This window comes from Kitasatospora sp. NPDC058218 (genome assembly GCF_042882445.1).
In the GTDB taxonomy this organism is placed as follows: domain Bacteria; phylum Actinomycetota; class Actinomycetes; order Streptomycetales; family Streptomycetaceae; genus Kitasatospora.
The window spans coordinates 20,231-43,625 of record NZ_JBHVWC010000005.1 but is presented as its reverse complement, the minus strand read 5'-3'; the positions used below and the strand labels follow the sequence as shown (position 1 = coordinate 43,625).

The window sequence follows — 23,395 nt, the reverse complement described above, 5'->3', positions numbered from 1 at the left end:
GCTCCGGCCCGCGCTCAGGCGGCCGGGTCGAGCGGCGGGGCCGCCGCCTTCGCCGTGCCCGCGGCCCGGGCCGTGCCCGAGGTACGGGCGGCGGCCGCCGACGCGGCCCGGCTGCCGTCCGCGCCGCTCCTGGTGGTGGTTGCGGAGGCCACCAGGGCGACCAGGGCCAGCGCGGTGGCCGCGAACGGGAACCAGCGCTCGCCCAGCAGGGCGATCGCGGCGCTGCCGACCACGCCGCCGCCGGCCATGCCGAGGTAGAGGGCGCTGCTGTTGAGCGAGATCAGCAGCGGTGCGTTCGCCGGGTCGAGCGAGGCCAGGCGGTGGGGGAGGGCGACCGACACCGCCCAACCCGCCAGTGGCGTGACCACCACGTAGGCGAGCGCGCCGGGCATGCTCTGGCCCGCCCAGGGCAGGCCGGCGAAGGCGGCAGCGCCGACCGCGCTGCCCCCGAGCAGGACGCGGCGCACGCCGACGCGGTCCACCAGGCGCCCGCCGAGCCAGCTGCCGGCCACCGAGGCCAGGCCCGAGACGAGCAGGATCAGGCTGAGCCGGTCCGCCCGCCCGCCGGTGGCCGGGGTGACGGCGGTGGCCAGGTAGATGTACACGCACTGGAAGGCGAGGAAGAACACCAGCGTGGTCGCGGCGGCGCCGAGCACGCCGGGTCGGCCGAGCGGGGCCAGGCGCGCCCGGAGCCCGGGGGCGGGTGCCGAGGACGCGGGCAGGTCGCGCAGCAGCAGCGCCAGTCCGACGAACGCGGCCGCACCCAACGCCGTGACGAGCCACATCGTCAGCCGCCAGTCGGAGCGCCCGACCCAGGTGCCCAGCGGCACGCCGAGCGCGGTGGCGACCGTCATCCCGCCCAGGACGGTGGCCAGCGCCCGCCCGCGCCGCTCGGGCGCGACCAGCGTGGTGGCCACCGCGTTGGCGGTCGGCGTGTACAGCGCGGCGCCGGCGGCCGCCAGGACCCGGGTGGCCAGCAGGAACTCGTACCCGGGGGCGACTGCGCTGAGCGCGTTGGCCACGGTGAAGACGGTGAGCGCGGTCAAAAGCAGGCGGCGGCGCGGCCAGCGGGCGGTGAGCGCGGCCAGGACCGGGGCGGCCAGCGCGTAGGCCAGGGCGAAAACGGTGACCATCTGGCCGGCCGCGGCGACGGAGACCCCGAGATCCGCCGCGACCGGGCCGAGGATGCCGACCGTGACCATCGAGTCGGTGCCCACGGCGAACGTGCCGAGGGCGAGCAGGAGCAGGCGGACGGGCAAGGGGGTTCCCTTCGTTGGACGAATGGGCAACAGTTTGATGTGTGTCAAACACTAGGGATTGGTGGATGATTGTCAAACCATCCCGCCGATGCCCGTCCCGCTCACCCGCCGGCCCGTCGGGCCGCCATCCCGCCGACGCCAGTGCCCGTCGCCCGTCGCTCAAGGACCAGGACCAGGACCGTGGAAGCCGAACACCTGCCCCAGCCCGCCACCGCCGACATCGAGCTCGTCGCGGTCCTGCACGCCCTCGGCGACCCCGTCCGCCTGCGCCTGCTCGCCAGCTACGCCGACGGCGGCGAGCACTCCTGCGACCCCCGCCACCTCGGCCTCGACCACCTGCACAAGTCGACCGTCTCCCACCACATGCGCGTCCTGCGCGAGGCCGGGGTGACCAGCACCCGCGTCGCCGGCCGCAATCGCTTCGTGAGCCTGCGCCGGACCGACCTCGACGCCCGCTTCCCGGGCCTGCTCGACGCCCTCCTCGCGGCCGTCGCCGGGCGTCCCGGGCGGTCCTGACGGGGGCGTTGCCCCGTCCCCGGTTTCGAGAATCCACCAAGATCTGCGAATGGCAGGTACCGCTCGATGTACACACCAGAGCCGGCAGAAGCCTGCATCGAGGATGCGAGCAACATTCTGGTTGCGCCTTCGATGGTGCAAGGCAATGACTTGATCAGGGACTTCTTCGGGTTCACGATCACGCCGGAGGAGCTTGCCTCCGGTTCGCCCGACCTCGCGCAGAAGACCGTCTACCTGTGTGGCGACATATCCGGGATCAGCGGCCGCCACCTGCGTGCGGCTGCCCGGGTATTCGTTGTCCGGGAGCTGTCGCACGGTTACCAGGAGGACGTCGACGAACCGTGGACCCTCGTCGACCTCGGCCGAGTTCCCGTCCGCGTGCACGGCGTCGGGGTGTACTACCGCCGCTTCTTCGGACTCGGCGCCGATCACTTCGGACGGATCCGTGCGGAGCACGCGTTCCAGTCCCTGACGGAGTCCACCAAGCCCGGAGCTGCCCATCGCAGCGGAATCTATCTGACGCCCGTCACGCGAGACGGTGGCGAACTGCATTTCCGTCTGCTGCGGTGCTCCACGAATCTGTCGGGGCCGACCGAGGGATTTCGCCCGACCGACACGAGCACCGTCGAGGCCCTGAACCGCGAGGCCGCCGCCGTCTTCCGGAACCAGGCGCCGCTGAATCACGTCCTCGCGCAGGTCTACCACAACACCCTTGCCACGGCCGAGCGAAGGCAGTCCAAGGCCAAGATCTCGGCCCATGCCGACAAGACCAAGGACATGCCTGCCAACGGCATCATGGCCTTCTGCACGTTCTATGACCGGCTCGACAAGCTGCGGCCCCTGGCCGAAGACGCCTTCGACTACGGTGTGAAGGGTGCCAGCGGGCTGACCAGACTTCACTTTCGCCTCAAGGAGCGGACCGAAGGGTCCGACGGGGTCGCGCTCCCCCCGCAGTTCACCCTGACCCTCTATCCCGGCTCCGTGTTCTTCATGCCGCTGTCCACCAACCGCCTTTACACGCATGAAATCCGGCCCTCGATGCTGGACGCCGAGTTGCTCCCGACCCGCCTGGGATACGTGGTGCGCTGTTCGAACGCCGAAGCAGTTCACAAGAACGGCCACACGTTCCTCAAGACGGCCGGAGATCCGGTGAGGCTGGGGCCGCCCACACCGGCCGGCATGGACGAGCTGCGCAGGCTGTACGCCGAGGAGAACAGGACCTCGTCCTTCATTGATTACGGCGACGAGTTCCTCTTCAGCATGAACACGGGGGACTACGTTGCGCCCCGGGTCTAGGATCTCGGACGAGATCTTCTCGTACATTCTGCCGACCGAGGAGAACCTCTTCGCGGAGCTGTCCGCCTCGGCTCGCCTGGAAGGCGTGGGGAAAGGCCGGCGAGGCGCCGTGCTGGCCAGGATCGACGAGGCGGGTGGTGTTCCTCTGGTACGTACCACCGCTCGATACGGCAGCCCGACGCAGCGTTTCCGGTCGGTGCACGAACGGCTGGCACGGGAGATTCAAGAACGTGCGGCGCTTTCGGTCGGCTTCAACAATGCTCTCATTGAGAGCTACACGAACGCCTGTACGACGATGGGAAGTCATTCCGACCAGGCCCTCGATCTGGCCGACGAGTCGTTCATCGCCGTCTTCTCCTGCTACCAACACCCCGAAGCGAGCCCGCCGAGGAAGCTGATCTTCGAATCAAAGGGGTCCGATGGCGAGAGGTTCGAGATCCCTCTCGCTCACCACGGCGTCGTCGTGTTTTCCGTCGAATCGAATCGGCGGCTCAGGCACAAAATAGTACTGGATACGCCCGTCCGGACGGCGGACAATCAATGGTTGGGTGTAACCCTTCGAACGTCGAAGACATTCGTCCGGTTTCGCGACGGACAGGTATGCCTCCCGCAGGGCGCGCGCCTCATGTCTGCCGACGACGAGCAGCGGCGCGAGTTCTACCGACTACGGCGCCGTGAGAACAAGGAAACGGACTTCAGCTACCCGCTGCTGACGTACACCATCAGCGAGAGCGATCTGATGCCGCCCGTCTGACCCCGAGGGCTCTTGCCGGGCCCCGTCAGGGATGTACGACCCCAGTGGACCCGCGGCCTGCGTCCGTCCGTGCGGCCCGCCCGGACGCTGCCGACCGGGTCGGGCTGCGGGCTGTTCGGGCGAGGCGCGCCGGGCGGAGCGAGGGCGGCGGCTACGTTCTGGCGGGGGTGGACGACCGAACGACGCGCACGGGAGAGCCATGACTTCGAAGCCGCCCGAGGGCGGGGTGCGGGCCTGGCAGGTGCTGCGCAACCCCAAGGTCTGGATGGTCCCGACCATCGTCGTCGGGACGGTGGCGTTCCTGCTGTCACTGCTCTACCTGGGCGGCATCATCAACCCGCGGGCGGACCTGCACCGGTTGCCGATCGGCCTGGTCAACGCCGACCAGGGGGCCGTCGTGGCGGGGCAGCAGCAGAACCTCGGGGCGCAGATCACGGCCGGCATCGCCGCCGCGCCGGACCCGAACGGCCAGATCTCCTGGCGGCTGCTCGACCAGGCCGCCGCCGACGACCAGTTGGCCTCGGGGAAGCTCGCGGGTGCGTTGGAGGTCCCGGCGGGCTTCACCGCCGCCGTGGCGGCGCTGGGCTCGCCCGCGCAGCCGACGCCGCCGCGGCCGACGATGGCGGTGCTGACCAACCCCGGGGGGGGCAGTCTGGCGTCCTCGCTGGCCTCCTCGATCTCCCAGGCGGCCGCGCAGCAGGCCTCGGCCCAACTCGGCAAGTCCCTCACGGCCCAGGCCCAGGCCCAGGCGCAGCCGTCGGCGGCGGGCGGTGCGGAGACCAATGCGGCGGCCCTGCAACTCGCCGACCCGGTGGACGTCCAGGTCCGCGTCGGTCACCCGATCGGCCCGCACAGCGGGTTGGGCCTGACGGCGTTCTACTACACGCTGCTGCTCGTGCTCGCCGGCTTCCTCGGCGCGAACGTGATCAGCAACGGGGTCGACGTGGCCCTCGGCTACGCGGCGAGCGAGCTGGGGCCGCTGCGGACCCAGCACCCGCTGGTGCGGATCAGCCGGACCCAGACGCTGGCCGTCACCTGCGTGATGTCGGTCGCCCTCGCGGTGCTGACCTCCAGTCTGGTGATGCTGGCGACCGTGGTGGTCCTCGGGATGGACGCCTCGCACCTGCCGCTGCTCTGGATCTTCTCGGTCTGCGCCAGCGCGGCGGTGGGGCTCGGGGCGCAGGCGCTGATCGCCGCGTTCGGCGGGATCGGGCAGCTGATCAGCATGTTCGTCTTCATCGCGCTGTCGCTGCCGTCCTCCGGGGCGACCATCCCGCTCCAGGCGCTGCCGACGTTCTACCGGGGGCTGGCGGTGTTCGAGCCGATGCGCCAGCTCAGTGACGGCGTGCGGGCGATCCTCTACTTCGGTGCGCAGGCCGACGCCGGGCTGGCGCGGGCCTGGGTGATGATCGCGATCGGCACGGTCGCGGCCCTGGTCTTCGGCTTCGGGATGACCACCTACTACGACCGCAAGGGCCTGCACCGGTTCCACCCCGAGGTGAGCTGACCCCGGCGCGGGCCCCTTTTCGCGTCAGGCGGAGTCGGTCGCGCGCTCGTGGTGCAGGAGGACGACCTGGGAGTCGAAGGTCCGTGATTCCGTGAGGGTGAGGCCGAATCGCTGCTGCGGGGTTCGGAAGACGGGCTTGCCCCCGCCCAGGACGACGGGGTGGACGAAGATCTGGTACTCGTCGATGAGGTCGTGGTCGGTGAGGAACCCGGCGAGGGTCGACCCGCCGAACAGCAGCAGGTGGGCGCCGCTCTCCTTGAGGGCGGTGAGCTCCTCGACGACGTCGGTCCTGATGACGCGGGTGTTCCAGTCGGCCGTCTCCAGCGTCGAGGACACCACGATCTTGGGAGCCTCGCGCCAGACGGGCGCGAAGGCCAGGTCGTGCTCGTGAGTGGAGAACTCCTCGGCGCGGGGCCAGAACCCGGACATCATGTCCCACACCACGCGTCCGTAGAGGAAGTAGTCGGCGCTGTCGGTGAGGGCCCGGGAGTAGGCCGAGAGTTCCGGGTCCATGACGGGCCAGTCGAACTCGCCGGACGGGCCTTCGATGTAGCCGTCCAGCGACTGGTGGACAAATCGTGTGATCTTACCCATGGGTGACTTCCGATATCGGTGGGCCGCTGCGCCGAAGGGGCGCAGGCGGGAAGAGGGACGGGCGGCGTGAGGTCGGCGCGCCGGGGCGACGGCGAAGGGTGGGCCGCGCACCCGGGTTGTCGGCACGCCCGCTCCAGGCCGTTCCCGACCTGGAGCGACGCCGGATCACGCCGGGCCGCAGGCACGGCCCAAGCGCCGACGAACCGGAACGAGACGTCTCGTTTGCCGTGGCAGAACGTACGCCAGCAGGCGAGATCTTGGCAAACGAGACGTCTCGTTCCGAGTTAGACTGCTTGCATGGTTCCCACACCCAACCCAGAACGCCGCAACGAGAGGTCCCGCCGGGCGACCCTGGCCGCGACCATCGAACTGATCGCCGCACGGGGATACGGAAAGGTCACCATCGAGGCCATCGCGACCCAGGCCGGGGCCAGCAAGCAGACGATCTACCGGTGGTGGCCGTCGAAGGCGGCGCTGGCGCTGGAGGCCATCAACGACTACATCGGCGAGGCCATCGACTTCCCGGACACCGGCGACATCACCACCGATCTCACGACCCAGATCAGCGAGGTCACCGACCTGCTGACGGGCCCCATCGGGACCGTCTTCCGCGGGGTCATCGCCGACGCCCAGAGCGACCCGTCCGTCGGCGCGGCGCTTCGCGAGACCATCATCGAACCGAGGACCCGCCTGTGCGAGGCCCGCCTCGCCGCCGCCGTCGCCGCCGGCCAGCTCCGTGCGGACGTACCCACCCGCGTCATGGTCGAGATGCTCTACTCGGTCGTCTACTACCGGCTGCTGTTCGGCACCGACGAACTCGATCCCCGGAAAACCCCGGCGTTCCTGGAGTACGTCTTCACCGGACTTCGGCCACTGCCTCCCAGGGCCGAACCGTAGCCTTCGACGCCTCCGGCGCACACCCTCCGACCGATCCCCGAAAAGGCACCGCATGACCTGGCACGAGCGCATCGTGGTCCGTGACGGCGTGCGGCTCTCCTGCCGCGACTGGGCAGGGGGGTCGGGGCCGCCCGTCCTGCTGCTGCACGGACTGGCCGGCCACGTCGGCGAATGGGACCCCACGGCGCGGAACCTGCGTGCCTCTCACCGCGTCGTCGCCGTCGACCAGCGCGGCCACGGAGGCTCCGACCGGCGCCCGCGGGACGTCTCCCGCGCCGCCTACGTCGCCGACGTCGTCGCCGTCATCGACCAGCTCGACCTGCACCGGCCGGTCCTGGCAGGCCAGTCGCTCGGCGGGCACACCGCGATGCTCACCGCCGCCGCCCACCCCGACCTCACCGGCGGGCTCGTCCTCGTCGAGGCCGGGCCCGCCGGGTCGAACCAGGGCGTCGTCGACGACATCGCCGGCTGGTTCGACTCCTGGCCCGTACCCTTCCCGTCCCGGGAGGCGGCCGTCCGCTTCCTCGGCGGCGGCCCGGTCGGCGAAGGATGGGCGGACGGGCTGGAGGAACGCGACGGCGGCTGGTGGCCCCGCTTCGAGCCCGACGTGATGATCGGCTCGCTCGCGGAGAACGCCCGCCGGTCCTTCTGGGACGAGTGGGCGCAGATCACCTGCCCCACCCTGGTCGTCCTGGGCCAGAACGGGATCATCCCGGCCGGGGAGACCGACGAGATGTTCCGGCACCGACCCGACACGACGGCCCTGAGCATCCCCGGCACCGGCCACGACGTGCACCTGGAACGGCCCGACGCGCTCCACCACGCGCTCACGCAGTTCCTCGACACCCTCGACCACTGAACGTACGGGCGCCGAACATGATCGACGGCACACAGGTCCGACTGCGCGCCCTGCGCGCCGGCCGTCAGCGGGGTTCGACGAGCCCGAGCAGCCAGAAGTTGGCGTAGGGGCCGGCGCTCGTGGTGGTCGGGTCGGCGCGCCGGCCGTTGCGGCCGAGCCGGACGGTGACCCGGTCCAGCGAGACGGAGGCACCGCAGGTGTAACCGAGCGGCGCGTACGTCTCGTCGGGCCCGCAGAGGACGGACACCACCCGGCGGGCGGGCGGGAAGCGCAGCACGATCTGCTCGTGGTCGGCGTGCGAGACCTGGAGGTTGAGGACCAGGTGGGCGCCGCCGACGAGGTACCAGCCGCTCCCGGGCCGGTCCTGGCGCAGCACTCCGGCGAGCGTCCGCAGGCGGCCCCCGTCGAACCCGGGCTCCGGCCACCGCCGGTCCGCGTCCGCCCCGCCGTCACCCGGCAGCGCGGCGGGCGCGACGGCGGCCGTCGCCAGCACCGCCGCCGACACCAGGGCGGACATCGCGCCGAGGCGTCGGCGCCGCCGTGCTCCGGTGCCCGTGAGCCGCTGCCGCATCGTCCTCCGTCCCCGACCGGCCCTCCCCGGGGCCGGCTCCCGGACATCCGAGCACGCCTCCGGCCGCGCACCCGCCGCACGCCGCCGAGCCGCGTCGAGCATCACCCGCCCGGGTGATGGGCGGTCGGTGCCCGCGGCGCCCGGGAGCCACCGCAACACCCGGGAGCCACCGCGCCGGGCTCGGACGGGATCGGCGTCCGAGTCGGCCCGGCGCGCGGCCGCCGGCGGCCGTTTCCTGCTCCGCGGTGTGGCCGCCCGGCGGTTCGGCCCGGTGCCTCGGCCCGGTGCCGACGGCGGTCCGGAGACGTCATGGCGCCACGCTGCGCCGGGCCACCGGCACCGTCCCGGGGCCGTGCGGTTCCCGGTGTCGGCTTCCGTCCGGTGCCGCCCGCGCCGCTCCCGGTACGCCGCAGGTGTGAGGCCGGCGGGGCCGATGCCGTTCCGCGGGCGGATGGTGGCAGAGGCCGCGCGCCGTATCGTCGGAGGCATGAGCCGACCGCTGCATCTGGCCGCCTACCTGCTGGCCTTCGACACCCGGGCCCAGGCCCTCCAGGACCGCACCCGGGCCGGATTCCTGCTGCGCGCCGCCGCGCTGGCCGAGCTCGCCCACCGCGGCGACCTCGTCGAGGACGGCGCGGGGAAGGTGCTGGTGGCACCGGAGGCCGGTCCTGTCGGGGATCCGGTGCTCGACGCGGTGCTGGCCGAGGTGGCCGCCCGGCGGCGCGGTTGGAAGTCGTGGATCAAGCGGGGCCGGGAGGAGACGCTGGACGCCGTCGAGCAGCGGCTGGCCGTCCTCGGCGTGCTGACCGTCCAGGACCGTGACCCCTACGGTCCCGTCGTGCCGCGCCGGCCGGTGACGATGCCCGATCCCCGGGAGGCGTTGGACCAGCAGCTCCGGGTGGCGCAGGTGGTCCGCGGGGACGGCCCGGTGGAGCAGGTGGCGTTCGCGGACGCGGTGTTGGGGGCGCTGGCCGCGCACGGCCAGCTGCGGTTGGTGCTGTCGCGCGGGGAACGGCGGGCGCACGCCGAGCGGATCGCGGCGCTCACCGCCCGGCTGGCGGAGCGGGCGCCCGGGCTGGCCCGGGCGGTCGGTGGGCTGGGGACGACGATGGTGGCCGCGCAGGGCGGGATGGGCGGCGGCTGAGCCCCGGCGCACCGGGGGGGCGACGTCGGTCCGGTCCGGGGCGGACGGGCGGCGTGGCAGGGCCGGTTCGTCGACGTAGCGAGTGGGCCGTTGTTGCGCACCGCTTGCTTTGACGTCGGCGTCAATGTCTACCGTCGTCATCGCGTACCGGCGCCCAGCGGGCGGCGGGCACGCGTCCGGGGGGCCTGGCCGAGCGTGTGGCCATGACCACCCGTGGTTCGACGGCACCCGGCGACCGCGTCACACCGCGGACGTGGCCGGCCGGTGGCGAAGCTTTGATCCGCCCCTGATACAACCCGAGGTCGCATACATGCCTTCCCTGCTGCACATCGACGCGAGCATCCGCCACGACGGCTCGGTGTCCCGTGAGCTGTCCGCCTACTTCGCCACGCAGTGGCGCGAGAACCACCCCGACGGCGGTTACGTCTACCGGGACCTGGGCGCCGAGCCCGTCCCGCACATCACGCACGCCGTCCGCGAGGCCCTGCTCGACCCGAGCGGCGAGCACGGCGAGACCCCGGAGGAGCGGGCGCTCAGCGAGGCGGTCACCGCCGAGGTGCGCGAGGCGACCACGCTGATCATCGGTGCCCCGATGTACAACTACACGATCCCGTCGACGCTCAAGGCGTGGGTGGACCGTCTCGTCACCCCGGCCCACATGGTGGCGCCGGGCGGCGACCCGGGTCTGCTCAGCGGCAAGTCCGTCGTGGTGGTCACCGCCCGGGGCGGTTCCTACGCGCCCGGCACCCCCCGCGAGGGCTGGGACTACCAGGAGCCGTACCTGCGCGCCGTCCTGGGCGCGATCGGCCTGGCGGACGACCTGACCTTCGTGCACGCCGAGCTGACCCTGGCGGCGATCGTGCCTCAGATGGCCGCGCTCAAGCCGCTGGCGGAGAAGTCCCGGGACAGCGCCTTCGAGACCCTCAAGACGCTGGCCGTCTGACGGTTCGTCCTGTCGTACGGAAGTACCGAAGTACCGAAGTACCGAAGTACCGCGGTTCGGTACTTCCGCAGTCCCACCGGTGGGTTCGGGGCCGCATTCGGGTGGTTCCCGGATGCGGCCCCGTCTTGCGCCGGTCGGTACGGCCGGCCCGCCGGGGACGCCCGTGCCGCCGGGGTCAGCCCCGCCCGCCGGGCCGGGTGAGCCCCGCCCGTTCGGCTACGTCCAACGCAGGCCCCACCAGCAGCGGGCGGCGGTCCGCGTGCTCGGGACCGGCCGCCGCCAGGAGGTCGGCCACCACCGCGGTGTCCACCGTGCCCGCCCCGGCGTGCCGGACGAACCGGGCGAGGGCATCGGTGAACGCCGCCTGGTCGGCGGGTTGCACGGCGGCGAGCGCGGCCGCCTCGTCGACGAACTCCTCCTCCGAGCCCAGCCACCCGGCGGCCCCCGCCAGCCCGTCGTCCTGCACGGACTCGGGGTAGGGGATGCGGTGCCAGGCGCCGGCCTCCCACCAGTAGACGAAGCCGAAGAGGTTGCCCTCGGCGTCCTCGCGCAACGTCTCCCAGGGCAGCCACCGCGGAGCCCCGGCGAGAAAGTCGATCTGTCGGCCGTCGACGTGGGTCTCGCTGCCGTCGGAGTCCTGGCCGCAGAAGACGACTCCGTCGTCGCACCGCGCGACGCGCCACCAGTAGGAGCCGCCCGTCGCGTCGCACCAGACCCCGTGCTCGTCCAGCCAGTAGCCCTCGGGGTTGCCGTGGGCGGCTTCCAGGAGGGCGAAGGCGACGGCCCTCGCCCATACCCGGTCGGCGTGGTCGAGGTCTTCGGGCCGGCTCGGCCTGTGCATGGTGCTGCTCCCCTCCGGTAGGTCGGGCACAGCCTGGCACACCCCGGTGACAGCCGGTCGGCCACCCCGGCGCGGGGCTCGGAGGGCTGCGGGGTGGACGTGCCGTCAGCGGACGGGCCGGGGGGAGCCGATCAGGCGTGCCGCTCGTCGTCCAGCGCGGCGGCGAGGACGGTGTCCAGCAGTCCGGGGTAGCGGGCGTCGAGGTCGTCCCGGCGCAGGCGGAGCAGGTTCTCCCGGCCGGACGGCTGCTGGTGGATGATCCCGCTGTCGCGCAGGACGCGCCAGTGGTGCGTCATCGTCGACTTCGCGGTGACGCCGATGGTGGTGAGCACGCTGCCGCAGTTGTGTGCGCCGCCGGCGTCCAGCACCCGGACGGCGGCCAGGCGGACGGGGTTGCCCAGGGCGGTGAGGACGCTCTCGATCCGGATCTGGTCGCGTGCGGGGTGGCGGTAGCTCATTGTCCCACGGTAGCGCGACTGTCGAACAGTGTCTGCCGGCTGCCGATCCGCCCGGCCGCCGCTGCCTCGGGCGCAGATCAGCCTGCCGCGTAAGGGTGTTGACGCATCGACCGGGCCTCGGTCCGGGAGGCCCGGCCCTTGCCGAACGGTTCGACTGTACGTAAAGATACGTACTGTCAGGGGTGGAGGTGCCGCCACGCCGGTGGCCTGCCGCTGCCCTCCGCCCCTGCGCCGACCCGCGCCCGAACGCCCTTGTGTCCGCACCGCCTTGTCCGTGCACGCCGTGCGCGGCGCCGCCGATCGCCGGTGCCGGTCTCGTGCACCGCCGTGTCCCCGATTCGCCGTGCCGCCAAGGGCGGTGACCATCCGTCATGACCCTTCCGAGGAGCGCATCCGCATGTCCGATCCATCCCTGTCCCGAACCCTGACGGCGCCGGGCTCGTCCGTGGCCCGCCCGGGCTGGACCCTGGCGCTGCTGGCGCTCGGCCAGTTGGTCTTCGCCCTGGACCTCAACATCGTCTTCGTCGCCCTGCCCGAGATCGGCTCCGAGCTCGGATTCCCGGGGCAGACGCAGCAGTTGGTGGTCAGTGCCTACGTGGTGTTCGCCGGCGGTTTCCTGCTGCTCGGCGGCCGGGCCTGTGATCTGCTCGGCCGCCGCCGGGTGCTCGTGACGGCCCTGCTGGTCTATGCGCTGTCCTCGCTGGCGGGGGGACTGGCCGCGTCGCCCGCGGTCATCGTCGCCGCCCGGGTGGTCCAGGGGATCGGCGGGGCGCTGCTGCTGCCGTCGATCCTGTCCCTGATCACCACGCTGTTCCCGGAGGGCCCCGGGCGCAACCGCGCGCTGGCCGTGTGGGGCGGCGCGGGGGCCAGCGGGCTGACCCTGGGCGCCCTGCTCGGCGGCGTCCTCACCCAGAACTTCGGATGGCCGGCCGTCTTCTTCGTGAACGTGCCGCTGGCGGGTGCGCTGGCCGTCGCCGTACTGTTCGTGATCCCGCGTGACGCGCCGCGCACGGGGCGGCGGCGCTTCGACCTCCCCGGCGCGTTCAGCGTGACCGTCGGCGCCACCCTGCTGGTCTTCGCCCTCGTCGAAGGGCCCGAAGTGGGCTGGGGCAGCCGGTGGATCCTCGCCGCCCTCGCGTCGGCGATCCTGCTGCTGGCCGCGTTCGCCGTCATCGAGAGCCGCAGCGCCGATCCGCTGATGCCGCTGCGGCTCTTCCGCAACCGCAGCCTGGGCGCGGGTGCCGCCATCACCTTCCTCTACATGGCGACCTTCGGGGTCCTGCCCTACTTCCTGACCGTGCTGCTGCAGAGCGTCCACGGCTACAGCGCGCTGCAGACCGGCCTGGCCTTCCTCGTTCCCTCCCTGGCGATCGCGTCCGGCACCCAGCTCGGCGAGCGCCTCACCACCCGCGCCGGGCTGCGGCCCGCTCTGGTCGCCGGCTTCGTGACGGGCGCCGTCGGCACGGGCGCGCTCGCCTTCGGGTTCGACGCGGACGCCGGCTATCCGGCGCTGCTGCCGGGGCTGGTGGTCTCCGGCGTCGGCCAGGGCGTGGTCTGGACGGCGATGTGGATCGCGGCGGCGGCCGGCACCGCCGCCCACGAGCAGGGGGTCGCCAACGGCGCCGCCTCCACCACCCTCAATCTGGGCAACGCGATCGGCCTCGCGCTCCTCACCGTGGTCGCGGACGCCGGTACCGAGGGCCTCGGCGGCGACGAACTCGCCCGGGCCACCGCCGACGGGGAGTTCCTGGTGGTGCTGCTCGCCGCGGCCGGCATGCTGCTCGGTCTGTTCGTCGCCCTGACCCTGCCTCCGACCCGGAGGGCGAACCCGGGCTCGGACCCGACCCCGGGACCGACCACGAAGCCGGGCCCGGACCCTGAGTCGAGCTTCGAGGAACCCATCGATCCCACTGGTCCCACCGGTCCCGCCTACGCCGGTCGCTGACTGCCGCCGGGTCCGGCCAAGGGCGGGGAGCCGGGATTAGGGACCAGGTGGCGGGGACCGGGCAGCGGGGAACGGCCTCCGTCACGGGTACCGGAAACGTGCGGGGCCGGTGACCACCCGGTCACCGGCCCGCACGTGCGAGTCGCTCAGGCGCCGCTGGCCACCCGGCCGAGCACGGCCCAGCCGCCGTGGCCGTCCCCGCCCTTGTTCACGGCCGCCTCGGTGGTGCCGTCACCCGGGTTCCACAGGTAGTCGGCCTTGCCGTCGGCGTCGAAGTCGGTCAGGAAGACGCCGTCCCGGTTGGCGGTCATCCCGAGGGCGATCTTGCCGAGGCCCTGCCAGCCGGCGCCGCCGACCGGGTCGCCACCGCGGTTGAGCCAGACGGACACCGAACCGTCGGCGTCGAACAGGACGTAGTCGGCCCTGCCGTCGCCGTCGAAGTCGGCGAACCGGACGCGGCTGCGGTCGGTGGTGATGCCGGTGGCGATCTTGCCGATGCTCTGCCAGCCGGCGCCGCCGGCCGGGTCGCCGCCGCGGTTGAGCCACGCCGAGACCGAGCCGTCGTCCGCGACGAGGAGGTAGTCGCTGCGCCCGTCACCGTCGAAGTCGGCGAAGCGGACCTGGTCCTGACGGTCGGTGATGCCGGTGGCGATCTTGCCGATGCTCTGCCAGCCGGCGCCGCCGGCCGGGTCGCCGCCGCGGTTGAGCCACGCCGAGACCGAGCCGTCGGGGTTGATCACCAGGTAGTCGGCCTTGCCGTCGCCGTCGAAGTCGGCGAACCGGACGCGGCTGCGGTCGGTGGTGATGCCGGTGGCGATCTTGCCGAGGCCCTGCCAGCCGGTGTTGCTGACCGGGTCGCCGCCGTGGTTCAGCCAGGCCGTCACCGAACCGTCGTCCTCGACCGTCAGGTAGTCCGGCCTGCCGTCGCCGTCGAAGTCCGCCCAGCGCAGCCGGCCGGTGCCGACCTCGTTCACGGCCGCCGAGCGCCGGTCGGACAACTGCCGGATCCAGCCCGCGAGATCATCGGTGCGGCTGCTGACGGCGCCGGTCCGGGTCTCGGTGGCCGGCGTGCCGAAGCAGCCGCCCTGCCACGACAGGCTGCTGACCGCGACCAGCTCCGCCTTGCCGTTCTTCTCCCGTACGGCGGGAGCACCGGTGTCACCCTTGCAGAGGGCCGCGCCGTTCACGCCCGTGGTGGCGAGGGAGGTGGCCTGCACGGAATCGACCGTGAACGCCCCGGAGTGCAGCTTCGTGGGCGCCCACTCGTCCGCGCTGCGGCCGTAGCCGGGGACGCGCAGGCTCTCCGCACCCACCGGAGCGGTGGTCGCCACGGCCAGCGGCGTCACCCCGTACACCGGGGTGGCCAGCCGTGCCATGACGAGGTCGCGGTCCTGGCGCGGCACCAGCTCGACGACCTGCGACACCTGGCCCGCCGTCGTCGTCAGGTCGCTGCGCCCGACGGTGGCGGTGGTCTTCCACTTCGGCGCTCCCGCGGCGAGCGCCGTGGGCTGCGCCGGGTCGTCCGCGAAACAGCTCGCCGCGGTGACCACCCAGAGCCGGTCCACCAGGGCGCCGGTGCAGGAGCGGGTGGCGGATCCGATGTCCAGGCGGACGGTGAACCCGTAGGCGCCCTCGGCCGTCGGGTCGCCCACCACCGCGCCGGCCGGAACGCCGGAGGAGACGGTCAGCGCACCCGCGGTGATGGCGGAGGCGATGAGCCCAGCCGTCCGTCCCGGGCGTATCCCCTTGCGAATCATGTCGAGTTCCTTGGGATCGATCTGTCAGAAGGTCGGGACGGCGCGGACGTTCCGGAAACCACCGCGTCACCGGTGCACGCAGCGGCGCGACGCGTCACCACAGAGCCCCTTTCCGCTCGGAGGAAAGGGGAAGTGACGCCGACTCACATCCGCCCCGCCCCAGATGTGGATCAACAACGAAGATCAGTACGGAAACTACCGGCCGGCCGGACAGCTCCCAAGGTGACCCGCGTCACACGGATCACTTTCCGCCACGGGCCCGCCCGGACGACGGGCGCCCGGCGCCGGGCCGCCGCGGCGACCGGATGCTCCAAGGGCAGTGCGGCGCGGATCGGTTGGGTGCGACGGCGGACCGGCCGGCCGGTGCGGGAGGTGGCGCGCGGGGGGCGCGAGGGGGCGGCAGGATTTCCGGTTTTGCCACCTCCCCGCGACCCTTCCCTGCCCGCCCTCTCCGCGGCCGTTCCCCGCTGACCCTTCCCTCCCCGCCCCCCGCCGCCCCTGTGTCGCGCCGCCCCTTTCGAGGCGACCCCTCGTGGCGCGAGGGGGAGGAGCCGGTGGCCCGGTGGGGCCATGAATTAAGCTCGGGCCGAATCCAACGGTGGCCGGAGGGCGGCAACGCATGCAGTCGGGACTGAGCTTCTCCACGGCGGACCTGGCACAGACGCGCTTCGCGGTCTCCCCGATGTGGGAGGTCGTCACCAGCTTCCGGCTGCTCGCGCAGGACGAGGAGCCACCGCTGCACCGGCGCTGGGCCGAGCAGGTCCGGCCCCGGCTGGCGCACGCCGGGCTGGACCGCGGCTGGCTGGCCGAGCTCGTCCCCGCCGGCGGCTATCTCGCGGACTTCCTCAACCCGACCCCCGCCACCCCCTTCCCCTCCCTCACCACCGAGCTGGAGGCGATCCGGCGGACCTCGCCCGAGCGGCTGCGGACCGAGCTCGGGATGCTGGCCGCCGAGCGCGACCGGGACCCCTCGCCGCGGTTCAGGATCCTGGCGGAGGCCCCCGAGGCGGCGCTGGAGAAGGTCGCCGCGGAGATCGAGGCCTACTGGGAGCTCGCCCTCGCGCCCTACTGGGACAGGATCCGGAGGCTCCTCGAAGCCGATGTGTTCCACCGGGCCCGTCAGGTGGCGGAGCACGGCTCGGCCCACGTCCTCAACGAACTGCACGACTCCGTACGGTGGGACGACGGCACGCTGCGGCTCGTCCGCCGCCACTGCGCGCTGACCCGTGACCAGGCGGGCTCGGGGCTCCTCCTGGTGCCCTCCGCGTTCGCCTGGCCGCGCGTGCTGACCCGCTCGGTGGCGCCGGACCCGCCTCAGCTCGCCTACCCGGCGCGTGGGATCGGCAACCTCTGGGAGCCCCGCGCCACCACCTCCCCGGACGCGGTGGCCGCCGTCCTGGGGCGCTCCCGCACGATGCTGCTGACCGAACTCGACACGCCCTCGTCGACCACCCGGCTCGCCCGGCACTCCGGCCTGTCCGCGGCCGGCGTCTCCCAGCACCTCACGGCCCTGCGCAACGCGGGCCTGGTGACCGCCCACCGCAGCGGCCGCTCCGTCCTCTACGCCCGCACCGCCCTCGCGGACGCCCTGCTGGCCCCCGCCGGGGACTGACCGCCGGGGACTGACCGCCGGGGGACGCCCCAGGGGCGGACCCGGGACGGTTCAGCCCGTCACGAGCTGGGCGACGAAGTTGATGGTGGTGGCCAGGATGCCGGCGCCGAAGACGTAGGACAGCAGGCAGTGTCGGAGGACGACTGCCCTGAGCAGGCTGCTGGAGACGCTCGTGTCGGAGACCTGGTAGGTCATCCCGAGGTTGTAGCTGAAGTAGAGGAAGTCGCTGTACCGCGGCGGATCGTCGGTGTTGAAGTCGATCCCGCCCCCGGGCGCACCGTAGTAGATGTACGCGTAGCGGGTGGCGTACATCAGGTGGAGCGCCGCCCAGGCCGTGAACACGCCGCAGAGCGCCGTCGCGGCCGCGGCCGGGCCCCGGTCGGAGTGGCCGACCAGGAGCAGCACCACGATGCCGGCCAGCCCGCACAGCGCGGACGCGACGACGGCGAGCTCCTCGACGACGGGCCGGAACTCCTCGCGCCGGACGTTGTGGCGGGTGGTCCCGGGGTCCATGGGCCACAGGACGACCCACCCCGACACCACGAAGATCGTCTCTGCCGCGGCGATGCCGGCGAGGACTCCCAACGGCCCCCCGGCCAGGATGCCGACGAGCGTTCCGACGGCCACCCCGAGGACCGCCGAAAGGGCGAGCCGAGGGACGGCGGACAGCAGGAACCAGGGCTTCATGGGGGCCTCGGGGGAGGGCGGCGGGGACGGGCGCCAGCGTATCCGGGGGTGGACCGGGGTGCAGCACGACGGCGCACCCCGGGGGTGGGGCGCCGGATGGCGTGTCCGGAGCACCGGACATAGCCTGCCCGAAAGTATCGTTTTGTCCCCTCATGCCCGCTCGGTGGAAGGGTCGAGAGTCTTGAGCGCCGACAAGGACGAGCAGGAGCCCCCGGAGTCGCAGGCGACCGGGGAGTCCCCGGAGCCCCGGGTGGGGCCCGTGCCCACGGGCGAACCCGAGTTCCGCCCCTACCACCACCCGGCCGCCGCCTGGGGCGCGGCCAGGAGCGTGAGCAGCTTCCTGGTCCGCGAGGGCGCGCTGGTGGACGGCCCGCGCGCGATCCTGAAGATGAACCACGAGAACACCGGGTTCGACTGCCCCGGGTGTGCCTGGCCGGACGACACCAAGGGCCTGCACCTGGACATCTGCGAGAACGGCATCAAGCACGTCACCTGGGAGATGACCCGCAAGCGGGTCGGCCGTGAGTTCTTCGCCGCCCACTCGGTGACCGAGCTGTCGCGGTGGAGCGACTACGACCTGGAGAACCAGGGCCGACTGACCGAGCCGATGGTCTACGACCCCGCGTCGGACCACTACGTCCCGATCACCTGGAAGGACGCGTTCGAGCTCGTCGGCCGGACCCTGCGCGAGCTGGACGACCCGAACCGGGCCGCCTACTACACCTCCGGCCGGCTCGGCAACGAGGCGACCTTCCTCTACCAGCTGATGGCCCGCGAGTTGGGCACCAACAACCTGCCGGACTGCTCCAACATGTGCCACGAGGCCAGCGGTCGGGCCCTCCAGGCGTCCCTGGGCACCGGAAAGGGCACGGTCGACCTCAAGGACTGGGAGAGCGCCGACGCCCTGTTCATCCTGGGGGTCAACGCCGCCTCCAACGCCCCCCGGATGCTCACCGCCCTCGCCGAGGCGTACCACCGCGGGGCGCAGATCGTGCACGTCAATCCACTGGTCGAGGCGGCGGCGACCCGCACCATCGTCCCGCACGACTTCCTGGACATGGCCCTCCACAAGACGACCCGGACCAGCACCCTGAACCTGCAGCCCCGCATCGGCGGTGACATGGCGCTGCTGCGCGGCATGGCCAAGGCCGTCCTGGAGGAGTCCGTCACCGATCCCCGGGCGCTGGACCGGGAGTTCATCGACCGTCACACCACCGGGTTCGAGGAGTACCGCACGCTGTGCGAGGCCACGCCCTGGGAGGAGATCGAGCGGCAGTCCGGGCTGGGCCGCGCCGACATCCTGAAGGCGGCGCGCGTGTACAGCGAGGCCGACCGCTCCATCGTCAGCTGGTGCCTGGGGCTCACCCAGCACGAGCACGGCGTCGACACCGTCCGGGAGATCGTCAACCTGCTGCTGCTGCGCGGCAATCTGGGCCGGGAGGGCGCCGGCCCGTCACCGGTGCGCGGGCACAGCAACGTCCAGGGCAACCGCACCTGCGGCATCGACCACCGCCCGACCGACGCCTTCCTGGACCGCCTCGCCGAGGTCTGCGACATCCGTCCGCCGCGCGAGCACGGTCTGGACACCGTCGCCACCATCAGGGCGATGCACCGCGGCGACGTCACGGTGTTCGTCGGGATGGGCGGCAACTTCGCCCTCGCGGCGCCCGACACCCCGTACACCTACGCGGCGTTGCGCGCCTGCGACCTCACCGTCCAGGTGAGCACCAAGCTGAACCGCAGCCACCTCGTCCACGGCCGCCGGGCCCTGATCCTGCCCTGCCTCGGCCGCACGGAGAAGGACCACCAGCGCAAGGGCGTCCAGAGCACCTCGGTCGAGGACTCGATGAGCATGGTCCACCTGTCGGTCGGCATGAAGCGCCCCGCCTCGCCGCACCTGCTGTCCGAGCCGGCCATCGTGGCCGGCATGGCCCGCGCCGCGCTCCCCGACAGCCCGACCCCCTGGGAGTGGTACATCGAGGACTACGACCGGATCCGCGACACCATGGCCCGGGCCCTCGACGGCTTCGAGGACTTCAACCGCCGCGTCCGGCTGCCCCTCGGCTTCCGGATCAAGCAGCCCGCCCGGGAGCTGGTCTTCCTCACGCCGTCCGGACGCGCCGAGTTCTCCGCCGCCCTCCTGCCCGACGTCGTCCCCGAGCCCGGCACCCTGGCCCTGGGCACCATGCGCTCGCACGATCAGTGGAACACCACCATCTACTCCGACAACGACCGTTACCGGGGCATCAAGAACCTGCGCACGCTGGTCTTCATGAACCGGGCCGACATGCGTGCCCGCGGCATCGCCGACCTCGGCCCCGTCGACATCACGAGCATCGCCAAGGACGGCAGCCGGCGCTTCCTCAAGGGCTACCTCGCCATCCCCTACGACATCCCCCGCGGCTGCGCGGCGGGCTACATGCCGGAGATGAACGTCCTGTGCGCGCTCGGGGACTACAGCACCCAGAGCGACCAGCCGATCATGAAGCACGTCAAGGTCACCATCGACCCGGCCGGCTGAGCGCCTCCGGTCGGAGCCCGAGCCTCCGGGCCCCGACCGGGGCGTGGGAGCGGCCGTCGCGACGGCGAGGGGGAGGCGGAACCGGACCGGGGCGATCAAGGCTATGGTTCTTGGCGGTCCACGGACACCGGGTACGAGGGAGAGCGCTGTGAAGTTGGTTGGTCGCACGATGACGGCGGCTGCGGCCGCGGTACTGCTGGGCGTCCTGACGGCCTGCGGCTCCGGTGGGTCCGGGGCCACGGCCGGCGGCACCGCCGCGGCCGGCCAGGGCACGGCGACGGCCACCACCAGTGCCGGTGCCGGTGCGAGCGCGGGCGCGGCCGACCCGTCGGCCCAGACGCCGTCCGCCGGCGCGGGTGTCCCGACCGGCGCGGCCACCGGCGGCACCCCGGCGCCCGGCGCCGTGCCGCCCGGTGGTGGGGCGGCGTCCGGCGGCGCCGCTCCGACGGCCGGCGCGGTCCCGATGCCCGTCTGGAGCGACGCCGCGACGCCGCTGCTCGACTACAAGGCCGTCCTGCAGCTGATGCCCGACCAGGCCGCGATGACCGGCTGGGAGCAGGAGAAGCGGCGGGTCGACCCCACCGACCACTCCTCGACCTGCCAGAACACCGAGTCCTGCAACGGCAAGCCGCTCAGCGGCGAGGCGAGGTTCAGCTCCGGCGACGTGGTCGCGCGCTTCCTCGTCGACACCCTGCCGACGAAGGCGGCCGCCCAGGACAAGCTGAAGGCGGCGTACGCGGCCTACGGCGACGCCACCCGCTACCACTCCGTGGCGCTGCCCGCGATCGGCACCGAGAGCCGCGCCTGGCAGGGGGAGCCCGGTGGCCGGGACGGCTGGGGCATCGTGATGCGCGCGGGCACCGTGGTCGCCACCGTGACCACCGAGGACGGCTCGGTGGACACCGCGACGGCGCAGCGCCTCGCCGTCCTACTGGCCAAGCGCATCGAGCAGGCCCAGTCCGGCCGGGCCGCGGACGCCGTGCTCGGCGGCTGACCGGACCAGGGACCTCGGGCCGGCGCGTCACCGGGCCCTGCCCGGCCGGGGCGGTGTTCCCCCGCTGCGGGGTCCGCCGGCGCCAATGGGAGGATCACACGTATGACCCACATCATCAGGGCGGTGGAAGCCGACGACTGGCCGAAGATCAAGCAGCTGCGCCTGGACGCGCTGCTGGATCCGGCCGCGGCCGTCGCCTTCCACGACACCCACGAGAAGGCCAGCGCCCAGCCGGACGACTTCTGGCAGGACCGCGCGGCCGGGGCCGCCGCGGGCGTCGCCGCACGGCAGTTCGTCGCGGAGGCCGCCGACGGGCGCTGGCTCGGCACGGTGTCGGTGCTGGTCGAGCGCGCCGGCACGGCGACGTACTTCGGCGAGGTCCCGGAGCAGCCGCAGACGCACCTCGTCGGCGTCTTCGTCCGGCCCGAGGCGCGCGGCAGCGGCGTCTCCCAGGAGCTCTTCGAGGCCGCGCTGGCCTGGTCGTGGTCGCTCGCCGAGCCGCGGATCGAGCGGGTCCGGCTCTTCGTCCACCAGGCCAACGGCCGGGCCGAGGCGATGTACCGGAAGATCGGCTTCGAGCCCACCGGCCACACGCTGCCCTCGCCCTGGGACGAGAGCGCCCGCGAGCTCGAACTGGCCGTCCGGCGCGGCTGACCCCGTCCGGCGCAGCGGGCCGGCCCGGCCGGCCCGCGTGCCTGCCGTCCGCCGGGGACCGGCCGCCCTACAGTGCTGGCATGACCGACCGGGGCGGCCGTCCGGGCCGACGTACCGTACTGGCCCTCGGCGCCGCCGCGGCGCTCGCCTCCTGGCCGACCGCCGCACCGGCCCGGACCAGGACCGGCCCCGACTGGCAGGCCCTCGCCACGAGCCTGGACGGCGTGCTGCTGCGCCCGGGCTCGGCCGACTACGAGAGCGCCCGGCTGCCGCGCAACCTGCAGTTCGCCCCCGAGGCGCACCCGGAGGCGATCGCCCGGTGCGCGCACAGCGCCGACGTCGCCGAATGCCTCCGGTTCGCCCGCCGCTCCGGCATCCGGTTCGCGGTACGCAGCGGCGGCCACTGCTACGCGGGCTGGTCCAGCGACACCCCGCTGGTGATCGACCTGGCCCGGCTGGACACCGTCCGGGTCGACGGCGACCAGGCCGAACTCGGCCCCGGCACCCCCCTGATGACCGCCTACGCGGAACTCGCCCGGCACGGCGTCACCGTCCCGGCCGGCACCTGCCCCACCGTCGGCCTGGCCGGCCTGGCACTCGGCGGCGGCCACGGCGTCACCAGCCGGGCGTACGGTCTGACCTGCGACAGCCTCACCGAGGCGGAGGTCGTCCTGGCCGACGGGCGGGTGGTGCGCTGCGACGCCGAGCGGGAACCCGAGTTGTTCTGGGCCCTGCGCGGTGCCGGGAACGGCAACTTCGGGGTGGTCACCTCGCTGCGCCTGCGCACCCACCCGGCGGTGGACTGCACGATCTTCAAGTACTCCTGGGCCTGGGCGAACGCCGGCCGGGCGCTGGCCGAGTGGCAGCCCTGGGCCTTCAGCGCACCGGACCGGCTCTGGTCCAACTTCCACGTCTGGGCCCGCCCCGACGGCGCGTCGGTGGACGCGGGCGGCGTGCTGCTCGGCGACTCGGACGAACTGGAGCGACTCGTCGCCCCGCTGCTCGCCCGCACCGGCCCGACCAGCTCCGCCGCCGTCGCCACCCGGCCGTACCTGGACTCGATGCTCGCCTACACCGGCTGCCGCACCGTGGAGGCCTGCCTGCGGACGGGCGGCCAGGCCTTCGCCGCCGCCTCCCACTTCTTCGACGGCTTCCTCCCCGACGCGGCGATCGGCGTGCTGCGCGGCTTCGCGGACCGCCGCGACCCGACGGCCGGCGCCGTCACGTTCACCGCCCTCGGCGGCGCGGTCAACCGCGTCCCGGCCGACGCCACGGCCTTCCGGCACCGGAGTTCGACGCTGCTCGCCCAGTACTACGCCGGCTGGCCCGCCGACAGCCCGGCCGAGCCCCGGGTCCGCTGGGTGGCCGACGCCCACGCGACCCTGGCGCCCTACGCCAACGGTCACGCCTACCAGAACTACCGGGACCCCCACCTGGCCGACTGGCGCACCGCCTACTACGGCGAGCACCTGCCCCGGCTCGAACGGGTCAAGGCCGCCTACGACCCGGACCGGGTCTTCGACTTCCCCCAGGCCCTCTGACCGGCTGTCGGCCTCCGTGGGTGGCGGTACGGCCGGGGGTCGTCC

General features: G+C 73.0%; 21 protein-coding genes. 14 read left to right on the top strand and 7 right to left on the bottom strand.

The window, feature by feature from the left end:
- Positions 1-14 precede the first annotated feature (14 nt).
- Positions 15-1,259, bottom strand: a complete 1,245-nt coding sequence (locus ACFVYI_RS04340) for an MFS transporter (RefSeq protein ID WP_387881436.1) — start codon at positions 1,257-1,259, stop codon at positions 15-17.
- 180 nt (positions 1,260-1,439) lie between these two features.
- Here ACFVYI_RS04340 and ACFVYI_RS04335 point away from each other — a divergent pair, with 180 nt between their 5' ends.
- From ACFVYI_RS04335 to ACFVYI_RS04320, 4 genes are all read left to right on the top strand, one after another.
- On the top strand, positions 1,440-1,775 hold the full coding sequence (locus ACFVYI_RS04335) for an ArsR/SmtB family transcription factor (RefSeq protein WP_387881435.1): 336 nt from the start codon (positions 1,440-1,442) through the stop codon (positions 1,773-1,775).
- Positions 1,776-1,841: 66 nt separating this feature from the next.
- A complete protein-coding gene (locus ACFVYI_RS04330) occupies positions 1,842-3,071 on the top strand; it encodes a hypothetical protein (RefSeq protein ID WP_387881434.1) in 1,230 nt (409 codons plus the stop codon).
- Positions 3,055-3,825, top strand: coding sequence for a hypothetical protein (locus ACFVYI_RS04325; protein WP_387881433.1), 771 nt, complete (start codon positions 3,055-3,057; stop codon positions 3,823-3,825). The genes ACFVYI_RS04330 and ACFVYI_RS04325 overlap by 17 nt, the downstream gene beginning before the upstream one ends.
- 199 nt (positions 3,826-4,024) lie before the next feature.
- Positions 4,025-5,332: a DUF3533 domain-containing protein gene (locus ACFVYI_RS04320; RefSeq protein ID WP_387881431.1), complete on the top strand. Its 1,308-nt coding sequence runs from the start codon at positions 4,025-4,027 to the stop codon at positions 5,330-5,332.
- Positions 5,333-5,356: 24 nt separating this feature from the next.
- Here ACFVYI_RS04320 and ACFVYI_RS04315 read toward each other — a convergent pair whose 3' ends face one another.
- A complete protein-coding gene (locus ACFVYI_RS04315) occupies positions 5,357-5,926 on the bottom strand; it encodes a dihydrofolate reductase family protein (RefSeq protein ID WP_387881429.1) in 570 nt (189 codons plus the stop codon).
- Positions 5,927-6,223: 297 nt separating this feature from the next.
- On the opposite strand from ACFVYI_RS04315, the gene ACFVYI_RS04310 reads away from it, so the two are divergent.
- Positions 6,224-6,823, top strand: a complete 600-nt coding sequence (locus ACFVYI_RS04310) for a TetR/AcrR family transcriptional regulator (RefSeq protein WP_387881427.1) — start codon at positions 6,224-6,226, stop codon at positions 6,821-6,823.
- Positions 6,824-6,875: 52 nt separating this feature from the next.
- Positions 6,876-7,682 carry an alpha/beta fold hydrolase gene (locus tag ACFVYI_RS04305; RefSeq protein ID WP_387881425.1) on the top strand — a complete coding sequence of 269 codons (807 nt, stop codon included), beginning with the start codon at positions 6,876-6,878 and terminating at the stop codon, positions 7,680-7,682.
- Between the two features lie 64 nt (positions 7,683-7,746).
- On the opposite strand, the gene ACFVYI_RS04300 is transcribed toward ACFVYI_RS04305, so the two are convergent.
- On the bottom strand, positions 7,747-8,253 hold the full coding sequence (locus ACFVYI_RS04300; protein ID WP_387881424.1) for a hypothetical protein: 507 nt from the start codon (positions 8,251-8,253) through the stop codon (positions 7,747-7,749).
- A gap of 487 nt (positions 8,254-8,740) precedes the next feature.
- On the opposite strand from ACFVYI_RS04300, the gene ACFVYI_RS04295 reads away from it, so the two are divergent.
- Together ACFVYI_RS04295 and ACFVYI_RS04290 are read left to right on the top strand one after the other, a co-directional pair.
- Positions 8,741-9,397, top strand: a complete 657-nt coding sequence (locus tag ACFVYI_RS04295) for a GPP34 family phosphoprotein (RefSeq protein WP_387881423.1) — start codon at positions 8,741-8,743, stop codon at positions 9,395-9,397.
- Between the two features lie 310 nt (positions 9,398-9,707).
- Positions 9,708-10,340, top strand: a complete 633-nt coding sequence (locus tag ACFVYI_RS04290; protein WP_360629308.1) for an NAD(P)H-dependent oxidoreductase — start codon at positions 9,708-9,710, stop codon at positions 10,338-10,340.
- 175 nt (positions 10,341-10,515) lie between these two features.
- Here ACFVYI_RS04290 and ACFVYI_RS04285 read toward each other — a convergent pair whose 3' ends face one another.
- Positions 10,516-11,181 carry a hypothetical protein gene (locus ACFVYI_RS04285; protein ID WP_387881422.1) on the bottom strand — a complete coding sequence of 222 codons (666 nt, stop codon included), beginning with the start codon at positions 11,179-11,181 and terminating at the stop codon, positions 10,516-10,518.
- Between the two features lie 131 nt (positions 11,182-11,312).
- Complete coding sequence (locus ACFVYI_RS04280; RefSeq protein ID WP_387881421.1) at positions 11,313-11,639, bottom strand: ArsR/SmtB family transcription factor; 327 nt, start codon at positions 11,637-11,639, stop codon at positions 11,313-11,315.
- Between the two features lie 397 nt (positions 11,640-12,036).
- Here ACFVYI_RS04280 and ACFVYI_RS04275 point away from each other — a divergent pair, with 397 nt between their 5' ends.
- The gene (locus ACFVYI_RS04275) at positions 12,037-13,584 is read left to right on the top strand and encodes an MFS transporter (RefSeq protein WP_387881419.1); all 1,548 of its coding nucleotides are present in this window, start codon (positions 12,037-12,039) and stop codon (positions 13,582-13,584) included.
- A 146-nt stretch (positions 13,585-13,730) separates the two neighbouring features.
- Here the strand turns inward: ACFVYI_RS04275 and ACFVYI_RS04270 are convergent, their stop codons facing one another.
- Positions 13,731-15,341: an FG-GAP-like repeat-containing protein gene (locus ACFVYI_RS04270; RefSeq protein ID WP_387881418.1), complete on the bottom strand. Its 1,611-nt coding sequence runs from the start codon at positions 15,339-15,341 to the stop codon at positions 13,731-13,733.
- 619 nt (positions 15,342-15,960) lie between these two features.
- Between ACFVYI_RS04270 and ACFVYI_RS04265 the strand changes: the two genes are divergently transcribed.
- Positions 15,961-16,953 (top strand): DUF5937 family protein, encoded by a 993-nt coding sequence (locus ACFVYI_RS04265; protein ID WP_387881417.1) that lies wholly within the window; start codon positions 15,961-15,963, stop codon positions 16,951-16,953.
- Positions 16,954-17,004: 51 nt separating this feature from the next.
- On the opposite strand, the gene ACFVYI_RS04260 is transcribed toward ACFVYI_RS04265, so the two are convergent.
- The gene (locus tag ACFVYI_RS04260; RefSeq protein ID WP_387881416.1) at positions 17,005-17,640 is read right to left on the bottom strand and encodes a DUF1345 domain-containing protein; all 636 of its coding nucleotides are present in this window, start codon (positions 17,638-17,640) and stop codon (positions 17,005-17,007) included.
- Positions 17,641-17,821: 181 nt separating this feature from the next.
- On the opposite strand from ACFVYI_RS04260, the gene ACFVYI_RS04255 reads away from it, so the two are divergent.
- From ACFVYI_RS04255 to ACFVYI_RS04240, 4 genes are all read left to right on the top strand, one after another.
- A complete protein-coding gene (locus tag ACFVYI_RS04255; RefSeq protein ID WP_387881415.1) occupies positions 17,822-20,161 on the top strand; it encodes an FdhF/YdeP family oxidoreductase in 2,340 nt (779 codons plus the stop codon).
- 148 nt (positions 20,162-20,309) lie between these two features.
- Positions 20,310-21,155, top strand: coding sequence for a hypothetical protein (locus tag ACFVYI_RS04250; RefSeq protein ID WP_387881414.1), 846 nt, complete (start codon positions 20,310-20,312; stop codon positions 21,153-21,155).
- A gap of 102 nt (positions 21,156-21,257) precedes the next feature.
- Entirely contained in the window at positions 21,258-21,809 is a 552-nt protein-coding gene (locus ACFVYI_RS04245; RefSeq protein WP_387881413.1) for a GNAT family N-acetyltransferase, read from the top strand.
- Positions 21,810-21,889: 80 nt separating this feature from the next.
- Positions 21,890-23,350 carry an FAD-binding oxidoreductase gene (locus ACFVYI_RS04240; RefSeq protein WP_387881412.1) on the top strand — a complete coding sequence of 487 codons (1,461 nt, stop codon included), beginning with the start codon at positions 21,890-21,892 and terminating at the stop codon, positions 23,348-23,350.
- Positions 23,351-23,395 lie beyond the last annotated feature (45 nt).